The organism is Enterococcus sp. DIV1726a, assembly GCF_051710985.1.
GTDB classification, from domain to species: domain Bacteria; phylum Bacillota; class Bacilli; order Lactobacillales; family Enterococcaceae; genus Enterococcus_B; species Enterococcus_B hirae.
The window spans coordinates 1-17,528 of record NZ_JBIOLS010000002.1; the positions used below are offsets into that span (position 1 = coordinate 1).

19 protein-coding genes and 1 pseudogene are annotated in these 17,528 nt (G+C 30.1%); 13 read left to right on the plus strand and 7 right to left on the minus strand.

Translation table 11 applies throughout. The annotated features are described in order from the left end of the window. The 3 genes from IGJ27_RS12820 to IGJ27_RS12830 all read left to right on the plus strand — a co-directional run. On the plus strand, positions 1-232 hold a 232-nt coding region (locus IGJ27_RS12820), incomplete at its 5' end, for a hypothetical protein (RefSeq protein ID WP_438791713.1). Positions 233-248: 16 nt separating this feature from the next. Then, the gene (locus tag IGJ27_RS12825) at positions 249-794 is read left to right on the plus strand and encodes a hypothetical protein (RefSeq protein WP_181917048.1); all 546 of its coding nucleotides are present in this window, start codon (positions 249-251) and stop codon (positions 792-794) included. Next, positions 794-1,057, plus strand: coding sequence for a hypothetical protein (locus IGJ27_RS12830; protein WP_438791714.1), 264 nt, complete (start codon positions 794-796; stop codon positions 1,055-1,057). Before IGJ27_RS12825 ends, IGJ27_RS12830 begins: the two co-directional genes overlap by 1 nt. A 254-nt stretch (positions 1,058-1,311) precedes the next feature. On the opposite strand, the gene IGJ27_RS12835 is transcribed toward IGJ27_RS12830, so the two are convergent. From IGJ27_RS12835 to IGJ27_RS12845, 3 genes are all read right to left on the minus strand, one after another. Then, a complete protein-coding gene (locus IGJ27_RS12835) occupies positions 1,312-1,407 on the minus strand; it encodes a type I toxin-antitoxin system Fst family toxin (RefSeq protein WP_309597237.1) in 96 nt (31 codons plus the stop codon). A 134-nt stretch (positions 1,408-1,541) separates the two neighbouring features. Then, positions 1,542-2,381, minus strand: a complete 840-nt coding sequence (locus IGJ27_RS12840; RefSeq protein ID WP_181917049.1) for a hypothetical protein — start codon at positions 2,379-2,381, stop codon at positions 1,542-1,544. Beyond that, positions 2,362-3,615, minus strand: a complete 1,254-nt coding sequence (locus IGJ27_RS12845; RefSeq protein WP_181917050.1) for a DUF262 domain-containing protein — start codon at positions 3,613-3,615, stop codon at positions 2,362-2,364. Before IGJ27_RS12845 ends, IGJ27_RS12840 begins: the two co-directional genes overlap by 20 nt. A 630-nt stretch (positions 3,616-4,245) precedes the next feature. Here IGJ27_RS12845 and IGJ27_RS12850 point away from each other — a divergent pair. Together IGJ27_RS12850 and IGJ27_RS12855 are read left to right on the plus strand one after the other, a co-directional pair. Continuing rightward, the gene (locus tag IGJ27_RS12850) at positions 4,246-4,857 is read left to right on the plus strand and encodes a recombinase family protein (RefSeq protein WP_181917051.1); all 612 of its coding nucleotides are present in this window, start codon (positions 4,246-4,248) and stop codon (positions 4,855-4,857) included. After that, complete coding sequence (locus tag IGJ27_RS12855; protein WP_258927416.1) at positions 4,847-6,022, plus strand: putative phage abortive infection protein; 1,176 nt, start codon at positions 4,847-4,849, stop codon at positions 6,020-6,022. The genes IGJ27_RS12850 and IGJ27_RS12855 overlap by 11 nt, the downstream gene beginning before the upstream one ends. A gap of 101 nt (positions 6,023-6,123) precedes the next feature. Here the strand turns inward: IGJ27_RS12855 and IGJ27_RS12860 are convergent, their stop codons facing one another. Next, positions 6,124-6,408, minus strand: coding sequence for a PbsX family transcriptional regulator (locus IGJ27_RS12860; protein WP_181917052.1), 285 nt, complete (start codon positions 6,406-6,408; stop codon positions 6,124-6,126). 754 nt (positions 6,409-7,162) lie between these two features. Here IGJ27_RS12860 and IGJ27_RS12865 point away from each other — a divergent pair. The 7 genes and pseudogenes from IGJ27_RS12865 to IGJ27_RS12895 all read left to right on the plus strand — a co-directional run bounded on the left by IGJ27_RS12865 (position 7,163) and on the right by IGJ27_RS12895 (position 13,801). Continuing rightward, positions 7,163-7,864, plus strand: coding sequence for a WxL domain-containing protein (locus IGJ27_RS12865; protein ID WP_181917053.1), 702 nt, complete (start codon positions 7,163-7,165; stop codon positions 7,862-7,864). A 93-nt stretch (positions 7,865-7,957) separates the two neighbouring features. Continuing rightward, entirely contained in the window at positions 7,958-9,022 is a 1,065-nt protein-coding gene (locus tag IGJ27_RS12870) for a DUF916 and DUF3324 domain-containing protein (protein WP_181917054.1), read from the plus strand. Positions 9,023-9,425: 403 nt separating this feature from the next. Next, entirely contained in the window at positions 9,426-9,779 is a 354-nt protein-coding gene (locus IGJ27_RS12875; protein WP_181917055.1) for an LPXTG cell wall anchor domain-containing protein, read from the plus strand. Further along, the gene (locus tag IGJ27_RS12880) at positions 9,760-11,847 is read left to right on the plus strand and encodes a BspA family leucine-rich repeat surface protein (protein ID WP_438791715.1); all 2,088 of its coding nucleotides are present in this window, start codon (positions 9,760-9,762) and stop codon (positions 11,845-11,847) included. The genes IGJ27_RS12875 and IGJ27_RS12880 overlap by 20 nt, the downstream gene beginning before the upstream one ends. A gap of 580 nt (positions 11,848-12,427) precedes the next feature. Further along, a complete protein-coding gene (locus tag IGJ27_RS12885; protein WP_181917036.1) occupies positions 12,428-12,592 on the plus strand; it encodes a hypothetical protein in 165 nt (54 codons plus the stop codon). 290 nt (positions 12,593-12,882) lie between these two features. Further along, positions 12,883-13,257 (plus strand): DUF3440 domain-containing protein, encoded by a 375-nt coding sequence (locus IGJ27_RS12890; RefSeq protein ID WP_373191605.1) that lies wholly within the window; start codon positions 12,883-12,885, stop codon positions 13,255-13,257. 50 nt (positions 13,258-13,307) lie between these two features. Beyond that, positions 13,308-13,801 (plus strand): annotated as a pseudogene (locus IGJ27_RS12895) (IbrB-like domain-containing protein). 908 nt (positions 13,802-14,709) lie between these two features. Here the strand turns inward: IGJ27_RS12895 and IGJ27_RS12900 are convergent. Together IGJ27_RS12900 and IGJ27_RS12905 are read right to left on the minus strand one after the other, a co-directional pair. Then, positions 14,710-14,976 carry a helix-turn-helix domain-containing protein gene (locus IGJ27_RS12900; protein WP_010738094.1) on the minus strand — a complete coding sequence of 89 codons (267 nt, stop codon included), beginning with the start codon at positions 14,974-14,976 and terminating at the stop codon, positions 14,710-14,712. Then, positions 14,963-15,322: a type II toxin-antitoxin system RelE/ParE family toxin gene (locus tag IGJ27_RS12905; protein WP_010738093.1), complete on the minus strand. Its 360-nt coding sequence runs from the start codon at positions 15,320-15,322 to the stop codon at positions 14,963-14,965. The genes IGJ27_RS12900 and IGJ27_RS12905 overlap by 14 nt, the downstream gene beginning before the upstream one ends. Positions 15,323-15,452: 130 nt before the next feature. On the opposite strand from IGJ27_RS12905, the gene xerS reads away from it, so the two are divergent. Further along, the gene (gene xerS, locus IGJ27_RS12910) at positions 15,453-16,538 is read left to right on the plus strand and encodes a tyrosine recombinase XerS (RefSeq protein ID WP_081129172.1); all 1,086 of its coding nucleotides are present in this window, start codon (positions 15,453-15,455) and stop codon (positions 16,536-16,538) included. A gap of 391 nt (positions 16,539-16,929) precedes the next feature. On the opposite strand, the gene IGJ27_RS12915 is transcribed toward xerS, so the two are convergent. Beyond that, complete coding sequence (locus tag IGJ27_RS12915) at positions 16,930-17,472, minus strand: hypothetical protein (RefSeq protein ID WP_258927414.1); 543 nt, start codon at positions 17,470-17,472, stop codon at positions 16,930-16,932. Positions 17,473-17,528 lie beyond the last annotated feature (56 nt).

The window sequence follows — 17,528 nt, forward strand, 5'->3', positions numbered from 1 at the left end:
GTTGGCATTTTTTATTCCAGAGTTAGATCCTTCAGGCGAATCCCAAAATCAGACAAAAGAAGAACGAATCAAAGAAATGGATATAATTTGTTCTAAATTGAATCAGTATTTTATACGAAATGTTCTATTTCGCCTTCAGACGACATTAGATTCAAAGGAATTTTTACAATATATGACAGTGTGTGAGAATTTCTGTCTTCAAAGTGAAAAATTAATACGTAAGAAGAGTTAAATGAAAAGAGGTGATCATGTTGTTATTAGAACATGTATTGAAACAAGTCATTCAAGAGACCTATCCAGATAAGAAAATTTATCAGGACTTTACAATTAAGATCGTTCCTAAAGAACTAAAATCCAAACATGGTCAATACATTCAAAATGATCGAAAAATCGAAATCTATAATTTGAGTCGTGCGCCTGGCGCAAATTTTTTAACCGCTTTGCATGAAGTAGCTCATCATATAGAAGCGATGGATCTCGGCGAAACAGCGCATAAAGAAACGTTTTATGCTCGTTTCTATCCTTTAGTCTGTACAGCATTAAATAAAGGATATCTCAATCAAGAAGATCTTTTAATGGATAGTCAGGATTCTTCTGATTATAAGAAACTCTGTCAGTACTATGGCAATTTTTTTGCAAAGGAGTTTACAGAGTCAAAAGAAAAGGATACGGTGGTTGTTTTGGGTGCTTATCATGCACGTGCATTGCTAAAAAGACGTGATTTTTCTTATTTGTCTAGTCAACATATGTGGGTAAGAAAATTTGAGAACGAAGCACAAGCCATAAGTTGTTAGTGGAAGCTGTTCATGTTCAACTAGCACATGGAAGGATAAATGATTCCGTCTACTTAAAAAATAAGATATTTACTTTTCGTGTAGCTGAAAAATTAGAAAAAAAGATTCAAAAGGGAATGCTTGTGTATTCTAAAGATGGTCAATTGGTCTATGTAAAAAATATAATTAGTGGTAAATCCGAAAAAAAAGAAAACGAGTATACTGCGACTATTAGTAAAGTTTTTAACGAAAAGCCTGGTGTTCTTCCTATGCGAAAAGGATAAGGAGTACCTAAAATACGATTAATAGGACTTGAAAAAGGGACACAAAGATTTTATCTCATAATTGAAGAATAGCGGTTGCAAGACTGTATACGCAAAGTTGCAAGTTTTCAGTAAGGGTGCTATAATTTAGATGCGAAACGAAATTATGACGAACACGTCAAACACCAAAAAACCACCCTTGGCTAGAAGGGTGGTTTTTTTATGCGCTGATGCGACTGCAGCGTTGGGGTTAGGGCAACTGCTTCAGTTATCCACTAATCATCTAACCAATGATCAACTAAAGTAAGAATTAGACCCACAAAAAGTGGAGCGATAACCAACGAAATTATTTTTTCGAACACAGCAAACACCCCCTCACGGGGCAGTTGCCATCCAATAGTATAACATTAAAAAAATTTATAGACAAAAACTGCAGAATTTACCAAAAGAATTTCGTATTCAATATTTTGGGATGTTCGGGTATGATTTGTTAAATTTTTTCCATTTAGTATGTTTCAAAATAAGATTTAAAGTAATTTTTTTTATTTGAGAATTCTGAATAGATAGTTTTATAATTTTCATTATTAGTTATCATATCAAATATTGGTTCTAAAGAGGTTGTTACAATGTTCGATTCTTCTTGAATTAATTTTTTCAATTTAGGAATCTCTTTTATTAGAATTGTTTTTTTTCTTTGATAGTTTTGTTCCTTGTCTTCTCTTTTACCGCCAGAGATTTCTATACTACAAATTTCTTTAAAAAAAGTGGACCAACAATTTTTTTGAAGAAACATTCTATATTCAAATTCAAGGTATTTCAAAAATTCTAAAGTCTTAGGCACAGTTAGTAAATCAAAATCGCAGATTCCTTGATGAGCATACCTATTCCTTTTATCAATCATCGAATCATAAATATCAGCTTTAGAAATAAATAGCTTATTACCTCCATATCTTTTAAAAAAATTATTTATTTCTTGAGTTTTAGGGCGGGGAGAAAATTTACTAGGATTTATTTTGAATTCCAAGAATTTTTGAATCTCACTATTTTCGGTTTCATCAAAATTTAGAATTTGATACTTAGTATTTTTTAACATTTGTTCAGAAATCGTATAGCATTCAATTAAGATTGTTGCATGGCTATCGGCTATGACTTTTTTTAGTGAATGAAACATATGATTATCATCTAGATCAGGATTTGTAATTTTTTGGATTTCGCCGATGTGTTCTCTTATTTCGCTTGGTGCATCTGCTAAAAAATTCTTACAAGCTTGAACTTGGTTGTAGCTATTTTGTAATGTTTCTATTCGATTATAAAAATCGATTTCATTAATTGTTTTGCTGTTCATTTTGAATACCTAAAATCCTTTTACATACTTCATACCTTTGATTAAGTAAATCGTCGTTCATTTTATTAGTATTAAATTTATCGATTTCTTCATTAATTTCTTTTTTGTATCTTTCAATAATTTCTGAGTCGAATTTAGGATTATGAAGAATTGCTGTGGCCAAAAGTACTTCGGATATATTTGTATTTCTTTTCCCATGATAATTCCCGTTACTATCAACTTTTTTGAAAATTTCGTCAACGCTAAAAAAATCTAGCATGTTTTTGAGTTGTTTGTTGAAATCCTTGACAAATTTTTGATCTATCTGTGAATCTTTTTCGTGCTCGCAAAAGTCATTTAAAATGAACTTTTGATACTGGCTATTGAGGGTGTATTGCTTTGTTAATACTTTATATGTGGTATATATCTCTAACAGAAATTCTATATGTCTATCTTTGTTAAGATATTGTTTTCCAAATATTGCTTTTAAAGTGGAACTATTATTTGCTTCAGTATATAAGCTTGACATAAACGTACCATAAGCAAGTGCTTTTCTTATTTGCATTGGATTTAATAATTCAGAACCAGTATTTATTCTCTCAAAAATTAAATATTTAGCTTTTTCGTCTTCATTTCCTATTTGTCTAAAATCAATTACAGTAATTGTAGACCGTTTTATCTTTTTTTGCTGTTCTGGAGTTAAATCTTGGAATCTTTTTCCACTTATTGATTTATCTACATTTGGTGATAGTTTAGCAGGAGTATTTCTCTGAATATCGTTAGTAATATTTCCCCAAGTATTACCTAAGATAAAATTGCTTATTGCTGTTAATCTTTGAAGCCCATCGATTACTTCGTAGTTATTGTTTCCTCTATCCATAAAAAATAATGGGGGAATAGGTAACCCAATTAGAATTGATTCTATGAGCTTAGAACATTTACTAGTACTCCAAACAAACCTTCGCTGCATATCGGGTATAGTTATTTCCCCTTCTTTAAACATATCAGCTAATTCATTAAAAGATCTGTTTTCGGTGGAAACCTTTATATCATAAACATTAAGGACATCATCTTCTTGATTAGTAGGAAAAATATTATCAATTTCATCTGATAAATTATCGTCGAATTTTAATTTTTTTTGTGTAAAATAATCAATAGCTTCGTCTGTATTCGATACATTGATTTCCCTAAAATTTTCTCTTTTAAAATCGGAAATTTCGATTACTTCATCATTCTCTATTCTTATATATAGCATATTAAAATCCTCCTTTTTTCGTTTATTATACTATAGAAATCCTTAAATAAATTATCCTGATCTATTTTTGTAGGAACATGTTAAAGTATTTTTTATGACATAAATAACATATTATTTCATGTTACTATATATCGTTTTTTCCTTCTTTTCTAGCAAATAAAAGATAAGCTTAAGAACTATTTCAACAATTATAGATCCCTATGTATTAATTTCGTAAAGCATTACTGTGTCCTAATTTTTGTAACCGGTATAGATTTTATATAGTATTCACTGATGGAGGTAATCAAATAAACTGTGTGGACATTTTTTCTTTGGTAAATATTACATAACCTTTTTGCTTCTTATTAATTAGAATCGTTTTATTTTTTATGTGATTTAAAATATTGAACAGTTTCCTGAAGTGGTCAGAAACTTAATAGTTTTTGATCATTTTTAATAGCTAGTTTCATAGATTTTTAAGCAGCTCAATTAATCAGGTTCGATAATATATTATTTAAGAGGTCACTAGAGTATACCCTGTTGGTCTTTTTGTGTGTTCATGATATACTTGGATTTCTAAGGGGTCAATAGAGTTGGGCAACAGGATTTTAAAAATGATCCAAATTTTTGAATTTTAAAGGAGTTTTTTCTATGGCTAAAATTGGATATGCTCGAGTAAGCAGTATTGATCAAAATTTAGATAGACAGTTAGAACTGTTATCAAAGTGTGATAAAATTTTTACTGATAAGGCAAGTGGGAAAGATACCAATCGTGAAGGATTTCAAGAAATGATGAAATTCATACGTGAAGGTGATATTGTCGTTGTGACAGAATTAAAACGTCTTGGGCGAAATAATAAAGAGCTAACAGAAACGATGAATTTGATTCAGCTGAAGAAAGCGACACTGGAAGTTTTGAATTTACCAGCGTTAACAGGGATAACTGATGATAATTTGCGTCGATTACTTAATAACTTAATTATTGAACTGTACAAGTACCAAGCTGAAGAAGAACGTCGATATATTCGTGAAACGCAGCAACAGGGAATTGCACTTGCTAAAGCAAAAGGAAAATACAAAGGAGGGAAACCAAAGTACAGTGAAAATGATCCACGCCTTCAGTTAGCATTCAAATTATTTTTAGAGGGATGTACAGATAAAGAAGTCGAGCAGCAGACAGGAATCAACCGAAGAACTTTTAGGAGATACCGAATGAAGTATGGTGTTACTAGCGAGAAAAGGGAGAAAAAGAATGAACTCTGAAGAGAAAAAGTGGCTTATATATGGATTAGTTATGGGAAGCGTGGCAGTTTTTATCTTACAGTTAGCTGTATATAAAGTGGGTGATGGATGGTTAGGTTTTTGGGGAGGAATTATTGGATCAGCCATTGGTGTTTTGGGAGCTTTTCTAGTGTTAAAAGAGCAGGTCAATTATGATCGGGATACATTAAAAGAACAACTTAAAGAGGAAAAAGAACAATACAAAAAACAACAAATAGATAATACTTTTTTTAACCTTTTAGAAATGCACAGTAGCCTAAAAGAAAAAATTGCGAGCAAAGGAATATTCAGTAATTATTATGAAGCTTTACAACGACAGACTGAGATTAAAATAAAGGAACTTGGTGTTAAAAAAATTTTGAATGATGCTGATGTAAAAAGAAATTTGGAGTTACTTTTTTTTTCATACATTGATTATATAGAAACAAAATTGAAAACGAAAAACATCGATGTAGGTGAAGTTCCTAAAGACTATGAATACAAATTAGGCGATTTGTTTGATCGATTTACCCAGCAGTTTCCCCAAAAAACTGCTGAGGAAGTTCAAGAGTTTTCTTTTATAGATACAAAAATATTCGGAGCAGCAAAAAAGATAACACCTATCATTGAGCGTATTAAAACTAACAGTAATCAGACTTCTTTAATGAAAAAATTGATAGATATACATGCAGAAGCCGAAGAATTAAATATTGGGGGAAATACTAGAGAAGTATTAAGGCCACTAGTAAATGAAACAGCACAGTATAGAGATGTAACTAATTATTCACTAGTTGCTACAAAGAATGATAAAGATATAGTAGTTACAAACGTATCTGAAGAATATTATTATAGGTTAGGCGCTTATTTTAGACTAACCCATAGGATAATAAAGTATCTCAATGATAATGTAGAGAATCAACAGGAAAAGAATGATTACATTGGTTTTTTGAGGGCTACAATAGATGAAACAGAAATGCTCGTCATTTTTTATAATGCCTACTATACAAAACGTGGTGAGGGCTTAGGTAAGCAGCTGTCAAAAACAACATTTTTTGGCAAGCATGGAGAGCTTGGTGAAGAACAAGGTTTTATACAACACTTCAATCGTAAAAAGTTATTATGGCCAGAAGAAGATTTAAAAATAATGCGCCAAAATAATATAAAATAATTTGCTAAAGAGGAACTTTTACATAAGTAAAAGTTCCTCTTTTTCTTGAAAAATAACTAAATCTTGCGAAAACAAAGTATACACATTGTCTGGATTTTTCACTATTTTTTATTCTCTACTGCTTCATCTAAATTTTGGATTTTTGCATGATTTCTTTCAGAAGTGTAATTTTCAAATAGCTGTTCATTCGTTAGCTCGTTTTCTAAAGTTATTAATTTGATGATTAAACGCTTATGCCCATTTACTTCTTCTATTATCTTTCTTTTGTCTTCTGTGTGAATTCTAATATGCTCCATAATATCATTTGGTAATCTAAGCTCTTTACTATGGATCCATTTTTTTACAAGTAACATTTCTATATTAGCTCCATTTTTCTGTATATACATAATTATTAATTACGTTAAAAGAGCCCTTCTCAACAATATATTAAAACAGCAATAAATCCATGTTTATTATAAGCAAAATTAGATCCTGAAAAAGTTCTTACGTGCTCATTCATATTATCTACATATGAATGAAAATTAACTAAATTTATATTTATATTCATTATATCCCAAAATAAATATTTAATTTTCTATACTCATTAACTATTCTAACAAATGAAAAATTTAAAAGTTTCAAACAATAATCAAACACCTTTTACTTAAAAAATAAAAAGCTCACAACATAGTAAAAAAGTAAATGATGCATTATTGCTATGTTAAGAGCGATTTTTTCAAAAATAATAAATACATTGAAAAGCAACAAAATGAATGTAAAATACTTATCTTTTACATATAATAAAATTTTTTTAAGAAAAAACAAAAAATATAAATAAAAAAAATAATATAAACAAAAACTCTACCAACAACTTTCTAGATATAAAGACTCGTATATATATATAAGTCTGAATCATTTCTATATGATAGGTAAAAATGGAACTATAAATATTAAAAATACATTACCATGATTAACAATTAGTAGTACATTATTTTTTATGGAAAAAAATTTTTTAATTATTTGAATTTTTTATTTTATCTATATAAAATTCAAAAAAAAAAAAAAAGGGTGGAAGACAATATATTATTTTGTATTTGAATCTTAGAATTCTTTTTTTAAAGGATTCTAAATTTCAAACAATTTAATAAAGGAATGAATAATATGAAAAAAATATCTTTATTAGCAATGGCTGCTTTACTAGCACCAACAATGTTAAGTACTGGAGTATCAGCAGCAACTACACCAACTTCAAATGATACACAAGTTAACGCACAATTTACAGTTTCAAGTACAGATACTACTAACCCAACTCCTCCAGGTGGTTCAGTAGATCCTAGTCAACCCAATAAACCATCAAATCCTGGTAACTCAGGGTTGAACCCAACAAGTACTTTTGCACTTTCATATATTCCTTATCAATTTGATTTTGGTACAACTGATCTTACAGGAAAATCTTCAATTGATGTAACTGCTACTCCACAATCAGGAAAAACCTTTAACGTAGGGGTTAAAAATACTACCCATACAACTCAGGGATGGACATTAAGTGCTCTATTAAAAGGTGATTTAGCAACATACGGGGCGAAAGTCAACACAACTATATCTGCAAATAGTTCTAAAGTAAATAATAATGGTACTTTACAAGCATTACCAACATCTAATATGATTACGGTTAATGATAATGCTCAAATTAGTTCTACGAGTTCTCCAATTATGACTGGTAATAACGGAAATGTTTTTGCTGGCACATATGACCTTGACCTTGGGAAAGTCTCATTAAATATCCCAGATGCTTCTAAAATACCATCTGGAACAGCTTCTGGAACAATTACTTGGAATTTAGCTCAAACACCTCAACCATAAGAATTATGATTAGAGAAAAAAACTAATGAAAAAACAGGAATATTATTCCTGTTTTTTCATTGGGTACATACTAGATAGTAGGGAGAGAAAAAGATGTATACATGTAACAAACTATTTAAACAAATAATTTTTTTGTGTGCTACTACACTTATTATCATTTTAAATGTATGGTGTAGCATTCATGTTTTTGCGGAAGATACGTCTAGCAATGAATTTGGTGGTTTTTCAATAGAAGGGATACCAAATAAAAATCAACTAGATAAAAATGCTAGTTATTTTTATTTACACGAAGAACCGAAAACAAAAGATAAATTAACGTTTAAATTGAATAATAGTGCATCTAAAGAAAAAAAATTAGAGATTAAAGTTGTGGATGGTAATACTAATAGTAACGGTATTGTAGACTATACTGGAAGCTTAAAAAACAATAAAGCATTAAAAGTGCCTTTAACATCCATCGTTAAACCTGAACAAAAAGAGGTAATTGTTCCTAAAAATGGCTCTATTGAAACTAATTTGAACGTTAATATGCCAAACAAAAAATTTTCTGGTGTTATACTAGGAGGCGTAATTGTATCGGAAAAAAAAGCTGACCAACAACTGAAAAAAGGTACAGTAGGTAATGAGTATAGTTATACAATAGGAATTGTGTTAACTAATGAAAATAAAGTGGAATTATTCAAAAATGTTTCTGTTGAATTAAAGAAAGTTGGTCCTGTCCTATCAGCAGGAAAAAAAGTAGTTCAAGCAGATATTTTAAATCCAAATCCTTACATTTTTGCTAAAGCTGAGATAACAGGTGCAGTCTATGAGGTAAATAATGGCAAAAAAATAAAAGAACACAGCATGCAAAATGTATCTATTGCGCCTTATTCAGCTTTTCCATTTCAAATTGATTGGCAAAAAAATGAACTAAAAACGGGGAACTATGTATTTAAAGGTTCAGTAAAAACAGCAGAGAACACATGGGAATTTGAGAAGAATTTTACAATAAAAAATGAGGAAGCAAAACAAATCAACAAGGAATCTGTCTTTAGTATCGTTTTACCTCAATGGTTCAAGTATAGCAGTATGATCTTGATTGGAGTACTTACTGTTGGAACAATTTTTGTATTTCTCAAATCAGTTAATCGTAAAAATAATCAAAAGGAGAAATGAGACATGTATACATGGAGCATGGTTACAATAGGTTTAGGGTTTATTTTCTTAGTGGTCAATATTTATTTGCTATTTAAAGAGTATAAATGGATTTTAACTAATAAAGGATCTTTAAACCAACTAGGTTACAATTGGCTACTCATCATAGCTAGTTTACTATTATTTATATTAGGAATTAGCTCTATTTTTATGATAAATAATCAGTTGTCTTAAAATTATAAGTTAGAAGATTAATACTGTTCCGTATTATGATTTAAATAGAGAAAAAGCAAATAGTTTAATAGTAGATAATATTAAACTATTAAATAATACAAAAATATTCTACAAATAGGAATACTTATAAATATAAACATTAAGTTTAAAAGAAACGTACTTTAAATCAAATGTTGAAAGGAATACTTTTATGCATAAAATTCGAATAAAACGACATTTATATCATCTTTCTATAGTTTTTGCTTTTTTACTTGTTTTTGTTTCATTACCTGTACAGGCAGAAACATCGCAATCAACAGCAGTGTCTGTTACATTTATTCGTCGCATAACTTCAGAAAATTTGCCCGGAAATAGTAAAGAAGAAGCCCGTTATCCAGAAATATCAATTGCATATCCCAATAAGTATATGTTCAGCGAGAAACTTCCTCAAACGAATAATTCTATCAATTATATATTTTCTGGTTTAGGTTCTAGCCTAGTAACTTTAGGTCTTATCGGACTGAGAAAAAAAGGAGAGAAAGTAAATGAACAAAATACAAAATAGAATAGTTTCTATTTTTCTAGTAATTGTAATGGTAGTTGCCAATATTTGTTCTTTTGCCACGTTTTACGCACATGCAGATGACGATTACACGAATATATCACAAGAACAAGTCCAATCAAGTAATAAGCAAATAAAAAATGACAATTCTCTAGATATTGTTTCTAACTCGTCTTTTATTACTAATACACAGAAAACATTGGACTCTAATTTAACAGAGTTTTCAAATACTCTTGATACGCAGTTACAAAATGAATCTACCTTTGCAGATGAAAGTAGTTCAGAATCAACTGAATCTTCCAAAAATGAACGCTCAACAAGGGCAAGTGATAATGTATTAATTGACGGAACTTGGCTTACTCCTCAACAAGGAAATCTTTGGTTATCAAATTGGCAATATGTTACTCGTACTGCCAGAGACGGGACTGTTTATGTGCGTTTATTAAAATATATAGGAAATTCACCCAATATAGTTATTCCGGGAATAATACCAACAAGCAAAGGAACAAAAAGAGTAGTTATTGACTGTTTAAATCAAAATAGCAATGACTATCTGTTTTTTAACAAAGAAAATCTACTGCAAACTGTTAAATTTGTTGATGGACAATGGAGAAATAAAATCTATAAAGTAGGAATCACACAAAGTACAGGATGTTCATTAGCCTTCCGATACGCAAATAGTTTACAAAAAGTCGATTTATCTGGACTCGATTTTTCTTCATCAACCACAGATTATACTAGTCAAATAACGAATATGTCATATATGTTTCAGGGATGTTCTAATTTAACCCAAGTAATTTTTCCTAATAATGGAACCAATACTATTAGTGAGGCTTCATACATGTTTCTTAATTGTAACTCCCTAAATAATACAGGATTAGTGAATATTGCTAATTTTTTTAATGACAATCTTCAAAATACATCTGGAATGTTTTCTAATACAGCTCTGACTTCTGCACCTAATATTGTAATGAAGAATGTAAGAGATATGAGTTCTATGTTTCAGAATTGTAGTAATTTGATTTCATTTGATGTGTCGAATTTATCTAATTTTAGAGTGTTTAATGTACGAACAATGAAAAATCTATTTTATGATTGTCCAAAGTTAAAATTGGTTAATTTTTCTAAAATAATATATACAGGCGGGCTGATGTTGCAATCAATTGATACGACAAATCTTTTTTATACTTCCGATATGACACCTTTGATATTTATAGTTCCGGAGGTTAATTTTGCTACTCCTGAGGATTTGAAGTTCGATAACTACAACTTTAGTGGTGATAATCGAACGTTTAATCAATATCCGCTGTTGAATGCCAATGGTGGGATTTTTTCATCTTCGAATAGAACAATGTTGAGTTATTTTACCTCTTGTGCTGTAAAAAGTACGCAACTGGATATAAATACATTTGATAGTTGGTTAAATAAACAAATTCCTAAAAAATCAGGAACGACTTTTCTTAGATGGAATACAAAAGCAACAGCACAAACTGTTTTAGATTTAGTGAATCAACAAGCATTATATTTAGCAGAGTGGATTCAAATGCCTAATACAACAACTGATAATCGTACATTAAATACACAGGAACCATTAGCTATTGTGTATCTTCCTAATGTACTTACTACAGGAAATCAACCGATTCCTTTGCAAAATGGTGGACAACAAATAATTCCGTTTGTAAAAAGTACCACACTTAATATTGGAATAAGAGATCAAAGAAAATTAAACAGTAATTGGAATTTAATGGCTCAATTGATAGGAAATTCTTCCAATCTTCCATCCAATGCTTATCTGCAAATTGGTGACTCAGTAACAACACTCAACACCAACGATGGAACTACTTACAATCCCACTTTGGATTTAAAACCAGTGAAAAATCCAGTAGGAAACTCAAATGCGAAGATTACTACTACTCCAACTCCTATAATGTCTAAAAATAGTTCTACTGAGTTAAATGGTGTTTATGATTTAAATTTAGGAAATATATCACTTGTATTACCCAATTCTCAAAATGTTGCTGTTGGTAATTATTCAGCAACTGTTTCTTGGAATCTAGTTGCTGCACCTTGATATAATGAAGCTTTTTAAAGTTGACAAGAAACACAAAAACTTGTTTTCGATGTTTATTATTATTTTATGGCTCTTTATCAAATAATGTTGGGAAAAAGAAATCTTAGAATAATTAGGACAGAAAGAAAACTTCTGGTTCTTTTTCAATAAGGACTGATGAGTGGTATAAAATCAAAATTGAGTCAGAAGGAACCTCATTCTGACCCAGTTTTGATTTTGTATAATTTTTACTTTATAAGATTCTATTTTTTAAGCTGGAGTCGTTTCGGAAACAATCCAAGAAATAGTATCTGAATAATTTTTGCTTAAATCAATTGGATGGTTTGTATTACCAGGCATTGGAGAACCAAAAAGTATATAGCGTGATAACGGTGATTTTGTGTTTCCTTAAGCTGATGAAGTAAATGCAATTTTTTTAAGATCAGTTGCTTCAGCAGCATTATTTTTCATTTTATCAGTTAAAGCAGTAGGTTCTGCAGCACCTTGTTCCGTTTATTCACTATATAACCATGTCCAATCCTTACCATCAGAAGTTTTGACTAGCATATACCCATCGCTATCTACATATTGAGGAGTATCGTTGACACTGAAGGTACGATCCTTAGAAGAATCTTCAAAAGCTTTACCATCTGCATCTACAATTGCTAGTTGTCCCATACCATACTTAAATGTGACATTATCAGATTTATCTTCCTTTGTTTCATTGATTGTTGCAGGAACAGAGATTCCCCAATCTTTTGGTTGAGGGGCGGTACCTGTATAAGAAACTACTGTATTACCCTCTTTTGTAGTGTCCGCATGTACGGGCCAATTATGAAATTCTTAAAGCAGAGATCCCCATAATTGCTGTTGCTCCTAATGTGATCATTTTACTGTTCATACATTTATTCTCCTTTTTTAAGGAAGAAAAATTAATCATGTTAAATAACTTTTTTACAGATGAGAAAAAATATTTTCAGTTTTTTGAAGAGAAATATTAGAACTGCTATTTTCATAAGAATTATTCACCAATTGCTTAAAGAATGGAAGAAATATGTGAAGAGATCAAAAAAATTCATAGTATGGAAAGCATATACAAATTTTTTATTACAAATATTACCTAAAAAAACTAGAGATATTTATTTAAAAAAGTTCAACTCTTCTAAAAATTATTGGTTAAATAAAGGTGGTTCATTACCTTTAGATGTTGTGGAAGAATTGAAAAATTTTGATGTTTCATTTGTAGATTTAGGCAAACCAAATAATAATAGAAAGTATAAAACTGAATATTACTGGATTAAATTTTATGATTGTCCTGATGAGGTACCGGTTAAACATTTTCGATTGATTCCATCGTATAAAAGAATGTGTATTAAAATTCTAAAAAATGATACATCCTGTCGATATATTTTTTTCTCAAACAAAGGATGAATTACAAAAGAAAGAAGAAACAATAAAATTATGGAAAACAGAAAAAATTTATAAGTCCTGTTTATAAAGTGTGTAGAATTCAGATAAATAAAATACGAGCAAATGATTATAATTCTAATAATGTAGCTCCTACGGAACTAAAATTATTAGAAAAATCAATTTTAGCAGATGGTTGTACAATGCAATTGTCTGTTATTATGTAAATGAAAAGAATTACTATGAAATTATTGATGGTTATCATAGATATTTAGTAATGAAAAAGTTAAAAGAGATTGCAGAAAGAGAAGAAAATCATTTGCCAGTAGTTATCATTGATAAACCAATAGTCGATAGAATTGCCAGTACAATTCGCCATAATCGAGCAAGAGGTAGATCATATGGTAGAAATTATTCAAAAGTTAGTAGGATCAGTAGTAAGTGATCAATGGATTATATAACAAACTTGGGTATGGACAAAGACGAGCTATTAAGGTTGAAGCAGATTAGCGGATTAGTTTCTTTGTTTGCAAAGGAAGATTTTTCTGAAGCATGGGAAGAGATATAATTATTTACCTTAATTTAAATTTAGGCAGAAGTTGCTGCCACCCATTCTTAAGTTAAGTAATGAAATATTTGATGATGTTAAAGATACTTTTGAAAGAATTTTAGAATTGTACCATTGGAGATTCTGAGAAGAATACAAACCCAAGTATATAGAAAATTGTAGTTTTCTATATACTTGGGTTTTTACAAGTTATATCTGGATCAATAAGAACCATGGAGTATTTAATTGTAATGGTCCACCAATATGTGGAGAAATATACTAAATTGAAATTTTCAGTTATGGTATTATGTTTATGCTGTCTGCTACCCCGGCCTATTCTGGCAAGGGGAGGAGGTTGTATAATGAATTATCTTTTCGTTAAAACAATTATACCATATCTATTAATAATTACAATCAACTAAATACAATAGATAAAGTTTGTTTTTTGCAATTGCGGCAGAAGTAGCAGCCCCTACATCTGTAAATAGCTTGATTGCAGAATTGTCAAAAAAGACAGTAAGCCTACCCGTTGATCTGAAAAGAACGTAAAAGAAAGCCACTGGCCCGACCGCTAGTGGCCTTCGGTCGTAATATGAACCTGTTTTTGATAATTTTATCATAGCATATATTCTGTTAATTGTAATCAGGCAAATACTTGTTTGTAAACTTACAAACAAGTGCAATTTTCAAGTCTACTCTTTTAAATAGCTATAGCAAAACAAGTTAATAAATTACCCCTTAACATCTGCTTAGATTTTTAGGCTAAATTATGTGTTCTTTGGTTATTGCTGCTCCCCTTCTTACTCTCTTAAACACTTAACTAGTTACATTCACTTATTTTCAATTATTTAATTATATAGAAAGATTGTTCTTTCTATATAATTAATATAAAAAAACTCTAAAAGATTTTTTTGGAGGGTCAATCTTATTTAGATAAATTCAACTTTTAATTCTTTTCCCATAGCATGAGCAATTGCTGATAGCTTCTCAAAAGATACGTTATCCCCACGTTCAATTCGAGCGATAGTTGCTTGAGTGGTCTCTGCACGTTCAGCTAGCTCAACTTGTGTTAGTCCCGCCTCTTCTCTTGCTTTATATAGTGCTATAGCAGTTTGCAGTTTCTCCCCTTCACTCTGATAAGCTTCTGCAAAGGCGGTATCTTTTTTCATATCTTTAATTAAATCATCTATCTTCATTTTCAAACCATTCCTTTCTTAATTCCTTTGCATGATCTATTTCTTTTTTGGGCGTTTTTTCTGACTTTTTTGTAAAACCATGTGTGATTACATATCGCCCATTTTCAACATGAAAATATAACCCTCTTTGAATATTTGAACCAACTTTACTTCTCAATTCATATAAATTGGTATCTATTTTTTTAACCCATTTTAAACGTTGTGCGACTAACAGGCCATTTACTTCTGTTTCTTTGATAGTTCTTAATAATTTTGCACGATCTTTAATAGGCAAAGCGGTAACCCACTCTAAAAATTCATCATGTCCATTTGGTCGTTTATAAGTTTCGAATTCTATCTTATCCATGCACTTATTATATCGTATATTTTATTTATTTCAATTTTTGTGTATAAATTAATTGACAAGTAGCTTTCAAATTGGTATAGTCCAATTGTAGGGTTACTTCTCTCCCCTACTCTTTGAAAGGATGAATATAATGAAAAATACGGAAATATATATAAAAATAGATGAAATATTGCTTCATATGCCAGCTTATATAAAAGATTTTGTTCAGGAACGTGAGGATAAAGATCAATCTCCTCGTACAACGCTAGAATACTTGAAAAATTATAAACTCTTTTATAATTGGTTATTGGGCGAAGCTATTGTTGCTGATACTTCCATCGCATCAATAAAGCAATTAACAGCCTATGATTTAAATCTATATAAGTCCCACTTGAAGCGTCGCGCAAAAGAAAATGTCAAAAAAGAATCCACTAAATCTCAACTTGAAGACAATAATAACTTGGGCTTATCGATCCCTACTATTAACCGAAACATCACGGCACTAAAAGTTTTGTTTAAGTACCTTTCTACGAGCTCGAATAATCCTTTAGGAAAGCCATATTTAGAAAAAAATCCTATGGACCAAGTATCTACTATTGCAGATAAAACAACTTTAGCTGCACGTGCAAATGCTATAGAGAAAAAATTATTTTTAGAAGATGATACGCAAAACTATTTGGATTATATCGCAGTGGATTATAAGAACACTTTGAGTAAAAGAGCGTTAGTTTATTATCAAAGAGATATTGAAAGAGATCTTGCCATAAATGCTCTTATTTTAGGGTCTGGATTGAGATTATCAGAAGTTGTAAATATTAATTTGGAAGATCTATCTTTAGAGAAGAACAATGTCGTAGTGACTAGAAAAGGAAATAAAAGAGATGCTGTGAATATAGCAGCTTTTGCTATGGAATACATAGCAAATTATTTAGCCATTCGAAAAGAACGGTATAAAGCTTCAGACGATGAAAAAGCCTTTTTCCTAACAATCTATCAAGGAGAAGCAAAACGAATCTCAGGGATTGCTATAGAAAGAATGGTAGCAAAATATTCGAAAGGCTTCAGGGTCCAAGTCAGTCCCCACAAACTACGTCATACGTTGGCCACTAGACTCTATCAACAAACCAATTCTTTAGTACTTACGGCACAACAATTAGGACACTCTAGTACTAATACAACAACTTTGTATACCCATATAGACAACGCAGCTACGATTGATGCTTTGAACGCTTTATAGATGTAGTAAACAAGTATAATAATGAAGCTTGCCTCTAAAATTAGACAAAAACCTAACTTTAGAGACAAGCTTCACTACCGTTTTTATATTACTAAACTACCAGTTGCCAATCAGAATAACTGATATAAAATCTCTTAAATAAAGCTTGAAAAATCAAGAAAAAAATTGTGATTGTTAAAATACTATGCAATTAATAAACCAGTCCACAATACTAACATAATAAAAGGAGAAGTATTCTTATTTCCCTCAACAATAAATGAAGACTTTTTTATTGTTAATAGTTTATTTTTCGATTATTGGATATGAGACTCGCATTCAGAAACCATAGAAAAAAATGTATATGTTTTAAATATTAAGATGATCGTTATAACTTGTGACTGTAAGTTATTTGTTATTTAAAGTTAGGGACAGTGCCAATTGTTTTAATTTCAAAGGCTTTTTTTATATCTTCTAAATTAGAAGATATTTGTTTATCAATATGGACTATATTACCTTTTTTATATTTTCTTATATTATCTTTAGCTAAAACATTAAATACATATCCTTGAAATTGTATCGAGTTAGCAGGATTTAATTTAAATTGAGGAACTTTCACCACAGCTGATTCAAAACATTTGTCATACTTTTTTATTTTTTTACCTTTGTAAAAATATTCGATTGAATAATCTATTTGACACGACTCATTTGGTAGGATATGTATGTCAATGTTTTTCATCTGTTTCATAGGTATTTCAAAATCCAAAGTATTAAAAACATATAATTCTCTGTAATTATTTACATCTAACTCTACTAAATTTGTCTTTGGAACAATAGAACCTCCGCCCATTCCTCCATAATAATCATTATCAACTACAATATTTTGTTCTATCTCTGGTATTCTATTATAAATGTTACTAAACGTTTTAAATACTTCCAAAAATTCAGTTATCTTCATTCATCTTACCTTCTAAGTTTTCATTATAGTTATTTAATTATACACGAAAAAACTAA